This window comes from Dactylosporangium sp. NPDC000521, from assembly GCF_042898305.1.
Classification (GTDB): domain Bacteria; phylum Actinomycetota; class Actinomycetes; order Mycobacteriales; family Micromonosporaceae; genus Dactylosporangium.
In genome coordinates this window covers 35,382-47,863 of the sequence record NZ_JBIAYW010000027.1, presented here as the reverse complement: position 1 = coordinate 47,863, position 12,482 = coordinate 35,382, and the positions used below count along the sequence as shown (strand labels likewise).

General features: G+C 74.0%; 12 protein-coding genes. 7 read left to right on the top strand and 5 right to left on the bottom strand.

From position 1 onward, the window contains the following. Window positions 1–15 precede the first annotated feature (15 nt). Together ACFY3L_RS47420 and ACFY3L_RS47415 are read left to right on the top strand one after the other, a co-directional pair. A complete protein-coding gene (locus tag ACFY3L_RS47420; protein WP_389340244.1) occupies window positions 16–1,308 on the top strand; it encodes a DUF1254 domain-containing protein in 1,293 nt (430 codons plus the stop codon). 86 nt (window positions 1,309–1,394) lie between these two features. Further along, window positions 1,395–3,500: an MMPL family transporter gene (locus ACFY3L_RS47415; protein WP_389340242.1), complete on the top strand. Its 2,106-nt coding sequence runs from the start codon at window positions 1,395–1,397 to the stop codon at window positions 3,498–3,500. Between the two features lie 3 nt (window positions 3,501–3,503). Here ACFY3L_RS47415 and ACFY3L_RS47410 read toward each other — a convergent pair whose 3' ends face one another. Genes ACFY3L_RS47410 through ACFY3L_RS47395 form a run of 4 tightly spaced genes read right to left on the bottom strand, consistent with a single transcriptional unit; the run spans window position 3,504 to window position 6,821 of the window. After that, window positions 3,504–4,397, bottom strand: coding sequence for a hypothetical protein (locus tag ACFY3L_RS47410; protein ID WP_389340240.1), 894 nt, complete (start codon window positions 4,395–4,397; stop codon window positions 3,504–3,506). Next, window positions 4,394–4,963: an NADAR family protein gene (locus ACFY3L_RS47405; protein WP_389340238.1), complete on the bottom strand. Its 570-nt coding sequence runs from the start codon at window positions 4,961–4,963 to the stop codon at window positions 4,394–4,396. Before ACFY3L_RS47405 ends, ACFY3L_RS47410 begins: the two co-directional genes overlap by 4 nt. A 35-nt stretch (window positions 4,964–4,998) precedes the next feature. Continuing rightward, window positions 4,999–6,150, bottom strand: a complete 1,152-nt coding sequence (locus ACFY3L_RS47400) for a sensor histidine kinase (protein ID WP_389340349.1) — start codon at window positions 6,148–6,150, stop codon at window positions 4,999–5,001. Window positions 6,151–6,164: 14 nt separating this feature from the next. Further along, entirely contained in the window at window positions 6,165–6,821 is a 657-nt protein-coding gene (locus tag ACFY3L_RS47395; protein ID WP_344512378.1) for a response regulator transcription factor, read from the bottom strand. Between the two features lie 127 nt (window positions 6,822–6,948). Between ACFY3L_RS47395 and ACFY3L_RS47390 the strand changes: the two genes are divergently transcribed. From ACFY3L_RS47390 to ACFY3L_RS47375, 4 genes are read left to right on the top strand one after another with little or no spacing between them, the layout of a single operon-like run. Next, a complete protein-coding gene (locus ACFY3L_RS47390) occupies window positions 6,949–7,551 on the top strand; it encodes a hypothetical protein (RefSeq protein WP_389340236.1) in 603 nt (200 codons plus the stop codon). Then, window positions 7,548–8,618, top strand: a complete 1,071-nt coding sequence (locus ACFY3L_RS47385; protein ID WP_389340234.1) for a peptidoglycan-binding protein — start codon at window positions 7,548–7,550, stop codon at window positions 8,616–8,618. The genes ACFY3L_RS47390 and ACFY3L_RS47385 overlap by 4 nt, the downstream gene beginning before the upstream one ends. Beyond that, on the top strand, window positions 8,615–9,325 hold the full coding sequence (locus tag ACFY3L_RS47380) for an ABC transporter ATP-binding protein (protein WP_389340232.1): 711 nt from the start codon (window positions 8,615–8,617) through the stop codon (window positions 9,323–9,325). The genes ACFY3L_RS47385 and ACFY3L_RS47380 overlap by 4 nt, the downstream gene beginning before the upstream one ends. Further along, complete coding sequence (locus ACFY3L_RS47375; RefSeq protein WP_389340230.1) at window positions 9,322–10,533, top strand: ABC transporter permease; 1,212 nt, start codon at window positions 9,322–9,324, stop codon at window positions 10,531–10,533. Before ACFY3L_RS47380 ends, ACFY3L_RS47375 begins: the two co-directional genes overlap by 4 nt. On the opposite strand, the gene ACFY3L_RS47370 is transcribed toward ACFY3L_RS47375, so the two are convergent. Next, a complete protein-coding gene (locus tag ACFY3L_RS47370) occupies window positions 10,476–11,663 on the bottom strand; it encodes a glycosyltransferase (RefSeq protein ID WP_389340228.1) in 1,188 nt (395 codons plus the stop codon). The genes ACFY3L_RS47375 and ACFY3L_RS47370 overlap by 58 nt on opposite strands. Window positions 11,664–11,912: 249 nt before the next feature. Here ACFY3L_RS47370 and ACFY3L_RS47365 point away from each other — a divergent pair, with 249 nt between their 5' ends. Next, window positions 11,913–12,458 carry a DoxX family protein gene (locus ACFY3L_RS47365; protein ID WP_389340226.1) on the top strand — a complete coding sequence of 182 codons (546 nt, stop codon included), beginning with the start codon at window positions 11,913–11,915 and terminating at the stop codon, window positions 12,456–12,458. Window positions 12,459–12,482 lie beyond the last annotated feature (24 nt).

Genomic DNA, 12,482 nt, shown 5'->3' with positions numbered 1-12,482 from the left:
ACCCGGGAGGAACGCATGGACTTCCGCGCGATGGACCTGACCACGCTGGCCGCCGAGGCGTTCCAGTACGGCTACCCGCTGCTGACCAGCCTCGCTGCCATCGAGCGGGAGGGCGGCGCGGACAACACGTTCACGCACCAGCGGCGCTTCGACGACCGGGCCAACGCGAACCCGGACCTACTGTACTCGACCGCCCGGCTCGACCTGTCCGGCGGACCGCTGTGGCTGCGCGTCCCCGACACCGGCGACCGGTATCACGTGCTGCAGTTCGTCGACGCGTGGACGGACAACTTCGCGTACGTGGGCCGGCGGTCCACCGGCGGCGGCGAGCGCGAGTTCCTGCTGGTCCCGCCCGGGTGGGCCGGGCGGGAGGCGCCCGGCGCCCACGTCATCAGGATCCCGACGATGGTGACGACGCTCATCGGGCGGTTCGCCTGCGGCGGCCCCGGCGACGCGCCCGCCGTGCACGCGCTGCAGGACGCGCTGCGGATCGAGCCGATGTACCCGCAGGTCCCGCTCGACGGGCTGCCCCACCCGCAGGCGGGCGTCCCGGACGACCTGGTGTTCTTCGAGACGCTGCGGCGGGCCATGGCGGCGTTCCCTCCGTCGCCGGCGGAGCGGCGTTACCAGCGCAGGTTCGCGGCGATCGGGCTGCTGGAGCCGGGCACGTCGCCGTACGCGGGCGCGCCGCGCGAGCTCCGCGAGACGCTGCGCGACGGGCTCGCCGCGGCCCGCGACCAGCTGGAGGAGGAGGCGACGACCCGGCACGCCGGGCTCGTCAACGGCTGGACCAACGACCTGCACCTGTTCGACTTCAACCTCGACTACTTCGAGGTCGGCACGATGGACACGCCGGAGTGGACGATGCCGGACCGCGACGAGGCGCACGCGGTGCGGGCCGTCGCGGCGCGGACCGGGCTGTGGGGCAACCACGCCTACGAGTCGGTCGCGCCGACCGTGCACAAGGACGCGGTGGGCGTCCGGCTCAACGGCGCCCACCGCTACGAGCTCCACTTCCCCGAGCCGCCGCCGGCCAACGCCGGTTGGTCCCTGTCCATGTACGACGCGCCCGGCTCCTTCCCGGTGCCGAACCCCCTGGCCCGCCGGGCGATCGGCGGCGGCACACCCGGGCTCCGGGTCGACGCCGACGGGTCGCTCACCATCCGCATCCAGCACGAGCGGCCCGACGACGTCGCCAACTGGCTGCCGGCGCCCGAGGGAGGCTTCCGGCCGGTGCTGCGGGTGTACGAGCCGCGCCAGGCCGTCCTGTCCGGTGCGTTCCAGCCGCCCCCGATCGTGCGGGTCTAGTGCGGTCCTAGTCACCTCCAAGTCGGCTGTAAGTGGCACACGGGATGGTGTCGCTGCTGATTCAGACGACTTTGGAGGCACCACATATGTCCCGCTTGCTCGGCCGGCTCGGAGGAGCGGCCGCCGCCCATCCCTGGCGCGTCATCGGCGCGTGGCTGATCGTGCTCGTCGCGTTCACCGCGCTGTCCGTCGGCTTCGGCGGCACCCCGCACGACGACTACAACGTGCCCGGCACCGAGTCGCAGGCCGGCACCGAGTTTCTGCGCAAGCACCTGCCGGAGCTGTCCGGCACCGACGCCCGTGTCGTGGTCCACGGCAAGGGCAAGGTGGACCCGGCGACCCTGGAGGGTCTCCGCACGCGGCTCGCCGCGATGCCGAGCGCCGGAGACGTGTCACAGCCGCGCATGTCGGCCGACGGCGACACGGCGCTCATCGCCGTCCGGTACACCATCCCCGTCACCGACTTCGAAGGCACCGCCGGCATGGACGCCCTGCGGGCCGCCGCCGAGCCGCTCGTCCGCGAGGGTCTGCAGGTCGAGTTCGGTGGCCAGGTCGCCGAGAACATCTCCGCGCCGTCCGGCACCGCCGAGGCCGTCGGCATCGTCGCCGCGCTGTTCATCCTGGTCTTCGCGCTCGGCTCGGTCGTCGCGGCCGGCCTGCCGCTGATCGTGGCGATCAGCGGGCTCGGCGTCGCGAGCGCCGTCATCGCCCTGCTGGCGTCGGTCACCGACATCAGCACCACCGCCCCCACGATCGCGACCATGGTCGGGCTCGGCGTCGGCATCGACTACGCGCTGCTGCTCGTCGCCCGGCACGTCGAAGGGCTGCGGGCCGGGCTGAGCCCGCGCGAGGCGGCCGTCGCGGCGAACGCGACCGCGGGCGCGTCGGTCATCGTCGCCGGGCTCACCGTGCTGGTGTCGCTGTTCGGCCTGAAGCTGGCGACGCTGCCGGTCTACTCGTCGTTCGGCTACGCCACGTTCGCCGCCGTCGGTGCCGTCATGCTCGCCTCGATCACCCTCGTGCCGGCCCTGTGCGGCCTGGCGGGCCACCGCGTCCTGCCCCGCGCGGTCCGCAAAGGCACCGTCGCGGCGCGGGACACGGTCGCGCGGCCCGGGTTCACGGCGCGGTGGGCGGCGCTCGTCGGGCGGCGGCCCGTCGTCGCGGCCCTGGCGTCGCTGCTGGTCCTCGCCGCGCTGTCCGCGCCGGTCCTCGGCATGCGCACCTGGCCGCAGGACGCCGGCAGCCAGCCGACCTCCAACACGACCCGGCAGGCCTACGACCTGACCGCCGCCGAGTTCGGCGTCGGTGCCAACGGCCCGCTCGTCATCGCCGTCGACACGGCCAAGGTGCCGGACGTGGACGGTCTCGTCGCCGCCCTGCGCGCCGTGCCGGGGGTGGCGCTGGTGGCGCCGGCCGCTCGTGCCGGCGACGCCGCCGTCATCCTCGTCGAGCCCACGACCGGCCCGCAGGACGAGCGGACCGTCGAGCTGCTCGGCCACCTCCGCGCCGACGTCCTGCCCGACGGCGCGCTCGTCACCGGGCTCGTCGCGGTGTTCGCCGACATCTCCGACCGGCTCGCCGACCGGCTGTGGATCGTGGTCGCGTTCGTGGTGGCGCTGTCGCTGCTGCTGCTCACCGTCCTGTTCCGGGCGCCGGTCGTGGCCGTCAAGGCCGCCGTCATGAACCTGCTGTCGGTCGCCGCGGCGTACGGCGTGATGACCGCCGTCTTCCAGACCGACGCCGGCGCGAAGGCTGTCGGGCTGCCGCACTCGACGCCGGTGTCGAGCTGGGTGCCGATCCTGCTCTTCACCGTCCTGTTCGGGCTGTCGATGGACTACGAGGTGTTCCTGCTGTCCCGGGTCCGCGAGGACTGGCTGGCGACCGGCGACGCGCAGGGCAGCGTGGTCCGCGGCCTGTCCGCGACCGGCCGGGTCATCAGCGGCGCGGCGGCCATCATGGTGGCGGTGTTCGTCGGGTTCGCCCTCGACCCCGACGTGACGGTCAAGATGATCGGCGTCGGCATGGCCGCGGCCGTCCTCGTCGACGCGACCCTGGTCCGCCTGGTCCTGGTCCCGGCGACGATGTCGCTGCTCGGCCGGGCGAACTGGTGGCTGCCCGCGTGGCTGGACCGCCTCCTGCCGCACGTGAAGGTCGAGGCCGCCGAGGAGCGGGAGCTCACGCCCGTGGCGTGAGGCTCAGCGCAGCCCGAGGGTGGCGAGGACCCGCCCGACCGTCTGCCCCACCGGCCGGAGGACCGCGTCGCGGACCCACCGGCCGGTCGGGGCGACGACCGACTGCCATGCCCACCGGACCGGGGCGACGACGAGGTACTTCCACAGCAGGACGACCGAGTGGTTCCAGCCCCACGCGATCGCCTTGCCGATCGGCACGATGACGGTGCGCCAGAACCAGGCGATGAGCAGCCCCGCCGGCCGGATGCCGTAGTAGCCGATGACGCCGACGACGAACGCGACCGCGAGGCCGACCGGCTTCAGCAGATAGCGCCACAGCGCGCCGGCGAGCCAGGCGATGGCGATGCCCAGCGGGCGGATGCCGTAGCGGTACCCGGTCTCGGCCAGCCACGCGATCGCGATGCCGATGGGGCGCAGGACGTAGCGGTACAGCCCGATCACGGTCCACCGGACCCCCTGGACCAGGGCCCAGAGGACGTAGTAGACGCCCTTGCCGAGGTAGATCCAGAACAGTCGGGTGCGCTTCGCCAGCCACACGGTCGCGTCCCAGAGCGCCTGCAGCGCGGGCGCGATCACGTGCTCGATGAGCCACGCGACGGGCGTCGCCACGAGGTTGCGCACCACCCAGACCAGCGGGATCCAGATCAGGGTGCGCCACACCCAGGCCAGCGGGCGCAGGATGACGTAGTCGATCGCGATGCCGATCGGGCGCAGGACGTACCGGTACATCAGGCGCGGGATCGGTTCGAGGACGTACCTGCGGATCGCGACGAGCAGCTCCCACAGCAGCTTGAACGGCACGACCACCACGACCGCGACCACCCGCACCGGCCACGCCAGCCAGTCCGGCAGCGGCTCCGGCTCCGGCCCGCGGGAGCGCTTCTTCAGGGACGTCATGCCGACGCCAGGATCGTGCGGGCCCGCATGAGGGCGAAGCCGAGCAGGTTCAGGCCGCGCCAGAGGGCCGGCTCGTCGGCGGAGGCGTCCTGGGCGCTCAGCCCGATGCCCCAGACCCGGTCCACGGGGCTCGCCTCGACCAGGATCCGGTCGCCGGTGCCGAGCAGGAACGCGCGCAGGTCCTCGTGCTGGCCGAACTTCCCCACGCTGGCGTTGACGACGATGTCGAAGCGCTCCCGCTTCCAGACGGTCTCGTCGAAGCCGCGGACCTCGCGGCCGAGGGTCTTCGCGTCGTTCGGGTGCCCCGCCTTCAGCACCTTCGCCGCGGTGGCGGTGTCGCCGAACAGGCTGGCCTTCGACCACATCATGTAGTGCTCGGCGGACGCGAACCGCACGCCGCCGACCTGGAACTCGGCCGGCCACCACTGGCTCAGGCAGCCCGGCCCGACGGATCCGTCGCGGTTGGGCCGGTGTCCCCAGAAGTGCAGGAAGCGGACCCGCGCGCCGGTCGCCATCAGCGCGACGAGCTCAGCGGTGCTGGCCGGTGGGTCGGTCGGAACTGGCATGATCCGAGTCTGCCCGACGGTGGCAACCCGTTATGTCAGGAAACCGGCGGAGCTGTGGGCAAGATGACTGTCACGACCAGCCCGCCGCCCTCGCGCGGCTCGGCGAGCACCCGCCCGCCGTGGGCGCGGGCGACGGCACCGACGATCGACAGGCCGAGCCCGGCGCCGGGCACTCCGGCGGCGACCCGCTCGGGTCCGAGCCGCCGGAACGGTTCGAAGAGGCGCGGGATCTCGTACCGTGGCACGACCGGGCCCGTGTTGCTGACAGTCACCCCGACGGTCCCGTCGGGGCGCGTGCCGCAGCTGACGTGGACCCAGCCGCCGTCGGGCAGGTTGTGCCGGACCCCGTTCTCGACCAGGTTGTGGACGAGCCGTTCGAGCAGCACGGCGTTGCCGGTCGTCGGGGCCTCCCGCGGGGCGCTGTCCACGGCCGCCTTCCCCGGGGGCAGTTGGGCAGTGACGTGCTCGACGATGTCAGCGAGGTCGACGAACGACCGGTCGGTCACCTCCCGCTCCGACTTGGCGAGCAGCAGCAGCCCGTCGATGAGCCGCTCGTGCCGGGCGTTGACGGCCAGCAGCGTCCTGCCGAGCTGCCGCAGCTCCGGGGAGGCGTCGTCGGGGTCGACCGCGACCTCGAGGAGCGTCCGGTTGAGCGTCAGCGGGGTCCGCAGCTCGTGGGACGCGTTGGCGATGAACCGCCGCTGGCCGTCGAACGCGTGGTCGAGCCGGGCCAGCATCAGGTCGAACGTGTCGGCGAGCTCCTTGACCTCGTCGTGCGGGCCGGGCAGCGCGATCCGCTCGTGCAGCCCGCGGTCGGGGGCGTTGGCGATCCGGCGGGCGGTGGCGGTCACCTGGTGCAGCGGCTGGAGCAGGCGCCCGGCGATCAGCCAGCCGAACGCGGTCGCCGCGGCCGCGATGACGGCGAGCGCGACGCCGCCCTGGACGATCAGCGTCTGGCGGGTGTCGGTGGTGATGTCGTCCCTGATCTGCCGGACGAACAGCTGCCCGTCCGGCGGTGGCGCGGAGACACCCGGGGGAAGCCCGCCGACGGTTCCGGTGATGATCGCGTTGCCGCTGAGCCGCTGGTACAGCAGGACGTAGGTGACCCCGAGCAGCAGCAGCCCGGCGAGGAGGAACAGCCCGCCGTACACCAGCGTGAGCCGCGCCCGGATCGTCAGCCTGTTCATCAGCCTGGTGGACATCACGCCACCCGGTAGCCGACGCCCGGCTCGGTGTGGACGACCGGTGGGTCGCCGAGCTTGCGCCGGAGCTTGAGGATCGTCATCCGCACCGTGTGCGTGAACGGGTCGGCGTGCTCGTCCCACGCCTTCTCCAGGAGCTGCTCGGCGGAGACCGCGGCACCGTCGGCGCGCAGCAGCTCGGCGAGGACCGCGAACTCCTTGCGGGACAGCGGCACGTAGCGGCCGTCGCGGAACACCTCCCGGCGGTGCGGGTCGAGCCGGATCCCGGCGCGCTCCAGGACCGGCGGCGCCGCCGCCCGCGCCCGCCTTCCGAGCGCGGCGACCCGCGCCGACAGCTCCCGGAACGCGAACGGTTTCGGCAGGTAGTCGTCGGCGCCGATGGCGAGGCCGGCGACCCGGTCGTCGATGTCGGCGGCGGCGGTCAGCATCAGCACGCGGGCCGCGCCGTCGCGGGCCGCCAGGGACCGGCACACGTCGTCGCCGTGGACGACCGGCAGGTCCCGGTCGAGGACCACGACGTCGTAGTCGTTGACGTCGAGCCGCTCCAGGGCGGCGCCGCCGTCGTGGACCACGTCGACCGCGTGCGCGTCGCGCCGCAGCCCCTGCGCGACCGTCTCGGCCAGCAGCGGCTCGTCCTCGACCACCAGAATCCGCATGCCCTCCATGGTGACGCGTGGTGACGTCACGCCGGCGTCAACATTCGCGGTTACGGCCGGGTGACGCCCGCCTCGCTTGACTGCGACGCAGCGGCCGGCGAGTGCCCGGCCCATCAGGAGGAACGCCATGATGCGCGTCAGGAAGGCCCGAGCGCTCGGCCTGCTGCTCGTCGCCGCCCTCGCCGTCGCCGGGTGCGGCAAGGACCGCGGCGGCGACAACGGGGTGGCGAGCGCCGGCGGCACGCCGGTCGCGAGCGCGAGCGCCGGGCCGGGGAGCCAGCCCCGGGACCCGGCCAAGGACCAGGAGAACATGCTCAGGTACGCCCAGTGCATGCGCGAGCACGGCGTCGACATGCCGGACCCGCAGTTCGAGGGCGGCGGGGTCACGATGATGCTGCCCCAGGGCACCGACAAGGCGAAGGTCGACGCCGCGAACGCGGAGTGCAAGCAGTTCATGCCCAACGGCGGCCAGCCGATGAAGGCCGACCCGGAGATGCAGGAGCGGATGCGCAAGTACTCGCAGTGCATGCGGGAGAACGGCGTGCCGGAGTTCCCCGACCCGAGCGAGGGCGGCGGGATCCGCATCGAGGGCGGGCAGGGCACCGGCCTCGACCCCGGCAGCGAGGCGTTCAAGAAGGCCGACCAGGCGTGCCAGGAGTTCGGGCCCAAGCGGCCCGGCGACGGCGGCCCCGCGACCAACCAGAAGACCGAGACCGGCGGCGGCGCATGACCGCGGGTCGCAGGAGGAGCAAGGCCGGGCGGGTCGCGGTCACGGCGGTCGCGGTCGCGGCCGTCGGGGCCGCCGCGGCGGCCGGGCTCGGGCTGCCCGACCGCAGCAGCACTGCCGGCACACAGTCGTCGGCGGCGCCGCCGAAGACCGCGAAGGTCACCCGGCAGACGCTCGTCGACACGCAGACCGAGGACGGCAAGCTCGGCCACGGCACCTCGGCGACCGTGTCGGGGCGCCTGTCCGGCACGCTGACCGAGCTGCCCGCGGTGGGCGCGACCGTCCAGCGTGGACAATCGCTGTACAAGGTGGACGACAGGCCGGTGGTCCTCCTGTACGGCGGCCTGCCGGCCTACCGGAGCCTCGCGCCCGGCACGGAGGGCACCGACGTCCGCCAGTTCGAGGAGAACCTCGCCGCCCTCGGCTACAAGGGGTTCACCGTCGACGACGAGTACACCGCGTCGACGGCGACCGCGGTCAAGGCGTGGCAGGGCAAGCTGGGCCTGACGAAGACCGGCGTGGTCGAGCTCGGCCGGGTCGTCTACGCCGTCGGCGCGGTCCGGGTCGAGGCGCACAAGGCGGCCCTCGGCGACCCGGCGAACGGCGCGCTGCTCACCTGCACCGGCACCGGCCCGGTCGTCACCGCCACGCTCGAGGTCTCCGAGCAGCGGCTCGCCCCGGTGGGCGCCGCGGTCACGGTCAAGCTGCCGGCCGGCACGACGGTGCCCGGCAAGGTCGCGAAGGTCACGACGGTGATCACCCCGGCGCAGGGCAACGAGTCCGCGAAGACCAACCTGGAGGTCACCGTCACGCCCGATGACGGCGCCGCGTTCGCCGGGCTCGACCAGGTCACCGCCGAGGTGGTGTTCACCGCCTCGCGCAAGGAGGGCGTGCTCACGGTGCCGGTCGCGGCCCTGCTCGCGCTCGCCGAGGGCGGTTACGGGCTGCAGGTCGTCGAGAACGGCACCGGCCGCGTCGTCGCCGTGCAGCTCGGCATGTTCGCCGCGGGCCGGGTCGAGGTCAGCGGTGGCGGGATCACCGAGGGCATGCAGGTGGGGGTGCCGTCATGACGGTCCTGATCGACCTGGACCCGCAGCGCCCGGCCGGTGCCGGACCGGTCGAGGTGGTCGCGCTGGAGCGGGTCAGCAAGCAGTACCCGGGCGGCGTCACGGCCGTCAGAGAGGTGTCGCTGACGGTCGCGGCGGGGGAGATGGTCGCGATCGTCGGGCCTTCGGGCTCCGGCAAGTCGACCATGCTGCATCTCATCGGCACCCTGGACCGCCCGTCGTCCGGCACGGTGCGCATCGACGGGCACGACGTCTCCGCGCTCACCGACCGGCAGCTGTCGGCGCTGCGGGCCCGGCGGATCGGGTTCGTCTTCCAGCAGTTCCACCTCGCGCCCGGCCAGAGCGCGCTCGACAACGTCGCCGACGGCCTGCTCTACGCGGGGCCGTCGCGGGCGCAGCGGCGGGCCAGGGCGGAGGCGGCCCTCGTCAGGGTCGGCCTCGCGGACCGCCTCGACCACCTGCCGCACGAGCTGTCCGGCGGCGAACGGCAGCGGGTCGCGATCGCCCGCGCCGTCGTCGGCGAGCCGGCGCTGCTGCTGGCCGACGAGCCGACCGGCAACCTCGACTCCGCGTCGGGGGCCGGCGTGGTCGAGCTGCTGCGCGAGCTGCACGCCGGCGGCACCACCGTCCTGGTCATCACCCACGACCAGGCGATCGCGGCGGCCCTGCCCCGGCAGGTCGGCATGCGTGACGGGGAGGTGGTCGCATGACCGGCGTGGACGCGTCGTTGCGGCCGGTCCGGCTGTACCTCAGCGACGTCCTGCGGGTCGGCGGCGCCGGGCTGCGGACCAGGCCGATGCGGGTGTTCCTGTCCGCGCTGGGCATCGCGATCGGCATCGCCGCGATGACCGCCGTCGTCGGCATCTCCTCGTCCAGCCGGGCGGAGCTCGACCGGCAGCTCGACGCGCTCGGCACGAACCTGCTGACCGTCGCACCCGGCAGCGACCTCTTCGGCGGCGGCGCGACCCTGCCCGACGAGTCGGTGTCGATGATCTCGCGGATCGGCCCCGTCACCGAGGTCGCCGCGACCGGCAAGGTGTCCGGCGCGCACGTGTACCGCAACGACCACATCCCGGCCGCGCAGACCGGCGCGATCAGCGTCCAGGCCGCGCACCTGGACCTGCCGCGCACCGTCGGCGCGTCGCTCGCCGACGGTGCCTGGCTCAACGCCGCCACGGCCCGCTACCCGGCGGTCGTCCTCGGTGCGGCGGCCGCCCGGCGGCTCGGCGTCGACACGGCCGGCGAGGGCGTCCAGGTGTACCTCGACCGGCGCTGGTTCACCGTGGTCGGGGTGCTGCGGCCGGTGCCGCTGGCGCCGGAGCTCGACGCGGCCGCGCTCGTCGGCTGGGCGGCGGCGCAGGCCTACCTCGGCTTCGACGGGCACCCGACGACCGTCTACACGCGGTCCCGCGACGAGCAGGTGGAGGCGGTCCGGTCGGTGCTCGCCGCGACCGCGAACCCGCGGAAGCCCAACGAGGTCAAGGTGTCCCGGCCGTCCGACGCGCTCGCCGCCCGGCAGGCGACGGACAGGACGTTCACCGGGCTGCTGCTCGGCCTCGGCGCGGTCGCGCTGCTCGTCGGTGGCGTCGGGGTGGCCAACACGATGGTCATCTCGGTGCTCGAGCGGCGCGCCGAGATCGGCCTGCGGCGGGCGCTCGGCGCCACCCGCGGGCAGGTTCTGCTGCAGTTCCTCGCCGAGTCGCTGCTGCTGTCGGCGCTCGGCGGGGTCGGCGGGGTGCTCCTCGGGGTCACGGTCACCGGCGTCTACGCGCTCACGAGGTCGTGGCCGGCGGTCGTGCCGCCGTGGGCGACCGCCGGCGGGGTCGTCGCGACCCTGGTGATCGGCGCGATCGCCGGGCTCTACCCGGCGGTGCGCGCCGCCAGGCTCGCCCCGACGGAGGCCCTCGCCACACCCTGAGCAGCTGTGTAGGCGCGCAGCAGGTGGTCGAGGTAGTTCTGGGTCGAGTACGCCTCGGCGGCGGCCCGGCCGGCCTCGGCCACCTCGCGGTGCAGCGACGGATCCGTCAGGACCCGCACGAGCGCGGCGGCGAACGAGTCGGCGTCGGGCGCGGTGCTCAGCCGGTGCGCGCCGGCGAGCGCCGCGTCGGCCAGCACGACCGGCAGGCCCTGCGCCTCCGCCTCGACGAGCACCAGGCCCTGCGTGTCGGTGGTCGACGCGAACGCCAGCACGTCGGCCATCCGGTAGTAGGCGGCCATGCTCGCGTGCGGCACCGGCCGGACCAGCCGCAGCGCGTGCGCCACCCCGGCCTGCCGCGCCTGCCGCAGCACCGCCTGCCGCCGCTGCAGCACGCCGAGCATCACCAGCCGCGCGTCCGGCAGCCGCCGCAGCACCCGCGCGAACGCCTCCAGCAGCAGCTGCGGGTCCTTCTCCTTGGTGGCCCGCCCGACGGCGAGGACCACGGGGGCGTCGGCCGGCAGCCGCAGCGACCGCCGCAGGTCGTCGCGGCTCAGCGGGCAGTCCGGCAGCGTCACCGACGTCGGCACCGTCCACACCGGAGGGACGCGCTCGAACTCGGCCAGGCTCGCCGCCGTCTTCTCCGACGGCGCGATGAGGATCGGCACCAGCTGGGCCCGCCGCTCGTTGCCGGGCCGGGTCAGCTTCAGGTAGTCGCGGACGGTCCAGCCGACCTGCAGGCGCTGCGCGGCATGGGCGGCGCCGAGCTGGATCTCCATGAAGTGCGCCGAGTACGCGAGCAGGTCCGTGTGCCAGGTCATGACGACCGGGATGTCGTGGGCCCGCGCGTACCGCAGACCGCCGACGCCGACCGGGCCCTGGGTGTGGACGTGCACGACCTCCGGCACCCGCCGCATCCCCGGGAACCTCGGGACCCCGATCCGGACATTGCGCAGCGGCACCGGCACCGACCGCACCCCGCACGGCTCGGCCCGTCCGCGCAGCAGCGGCGCCGGCTGGTACACCTGGACCTCGTGCCCGGCGTCTCGCAGGAGCGCCACGGTCGTCGCGACCGAGATCGCCACGCCGTCGGAGCGGCCGGGGTGGCTGTCGCAGAAGTGCGCAACTCTCACGCCGGACATGGTGCGGCACGCCCACCGGGTTCGGGGATGGCTCACGCGAGGTGTACGCCGTCCCGAAAGCCGATGTTCACTGTCCTGGGCCGCGTCCCGGTCCGTGCCGGCGGAACGCCCCCGCGTTCCCGCAGGTGGAGCGCGTTCCGGGTGTCCCACGGTGTCCCACGGCCGGCGCGCGGCCCGCCGCCGCGATGGTCAGCTGTCTCCCGTCAGCGACACGCACCACGACATCAGGGAGCCACGACCATGAACGCGACCGCCACCACGACCCGGCCCGCCGCCAAGATCCGCTTCACGCTCAACGGCGCGCTGTGGACCCTGCAGGTGCTGTGGGGCTTCTTCTTCGCCGGCAGCGGCTTCGGCAAGGTGCTGCTCGCCGACGACACCCTGTACGCCGAGGCACCCCGGGCCGTCGCCTGGTACGCCGCGGTGCCGCAGCCGCTCATCGTCTTCATCGGGGTCGCCGAGGTGCTCGGCGGCATCGGCCTGATCCTGCCGGCCGTCACCAGGGTCAGGCCGCGGCTGGTCCCGCTCGCCGCCGCCGGTCTCGCGCTCACCATGGTCCTGGCCGCCGGCTTCCACCTCGTCCGCGGCGAGTACGAGCTGGTCCCGGCCAACGTCGTGCTGGGTGGGGCGGCCGCCTTCATCGCCGCCGGCCGGTCCACCATGCGCCCCGCCGAGGCCGCCCCCCTCACGACCCGGCGCGCGCTGACGGCCGTGGCCGTGCTGGTCGTCCTGGCCCTGACGACGTTCGTGCCCACCTGGTACACGATGACCCACGCCCAGTTCTGAGACCGCTCTCCGGCAGGGGCGAGC

Bases quoted from the DNA above. Each gene is read 5' to 3' on its own strand.
- ACFY3L_RS47365 (WP_389340226.1), top strand. From the start codon at position 11,913: ATGAACGCGACCGCCACCACGACCCGGCCCGCCGCCAAGATCCGCTTC.
- ACFY3L_RS47375 (WP_389340230.1), top strand. From the start codon at position 9,322: ATGACCGGCGTGGACGCGTCGTTGCGGCCGGTCCGGCTGTACCTCAGC.
- ACFY3L_RS47395 (WP_344512378.1), bottom strand. From the start codon at position 6,821: ATGCGGATTCTGGTGGTCGAGGACGAGCCGCTGCTGGCCGAGACGGTC.
- ACFY3L_RS47420 (WP_389340244.1), top strand. From the start codon at position 16: ATGGACTTCCGCGCGATGGACCTGACCACGCTGGCCGCCGAGGCGTTC.
- ACFY3L_RS47380 (WP_389340232.1), top strand. From the start codon at position 8,615: ATGACGGTCCTGATCGACCTGGACCCGCAGCGCCCGGCCGGTGCCGGA.
- ACFY3L_RS47390 (WP_389340236.1), top strand. From the start codon at position 6,949: ATGATGCGCGTCAGGAAGGCCCGAGCGCTCGGCCTGCTGCTCGTCGCC.
- ACFY3L_RS47385 (WP_389340234.1), top strand. From the start codon at position 7,548: ATGACCGCGGGTCGCAGGAGGAGCAAGGCCGGGCGGGTCGCGGTCACG.
- ACFY3L_RS47405 (WP_389340238.1), bottom strand. From the start codon at position 4,963: ATGCCAGTTCCGACCGACCCACCGGCCAGCACCGCTGAGCTCGTCGCG.
- ACFY3L_RS47400 (WP_389340349.1), bottom strand. From the start codon at position 6,150: ATGAACAGGCTGACGATCCGGGCGCGGCTCACGCTGGTGTACGGCGGG.
- ACFY3L_RS47415 (WP_389340242.1), top strand. From the start codon at position 1,395: ATGTCCCGCTTGCTCGGCCGGCTCGGAGGAGCGGCCGCCGCCCATCCC.
- ACFY3L_RS47410 (WP_389340240.1), bottom strand. From the start codon at position 4,397: ATGACGTCCCTGAAGAAGCGCTCCCGCGGGCCGGAGCCGGAGCCGCTG.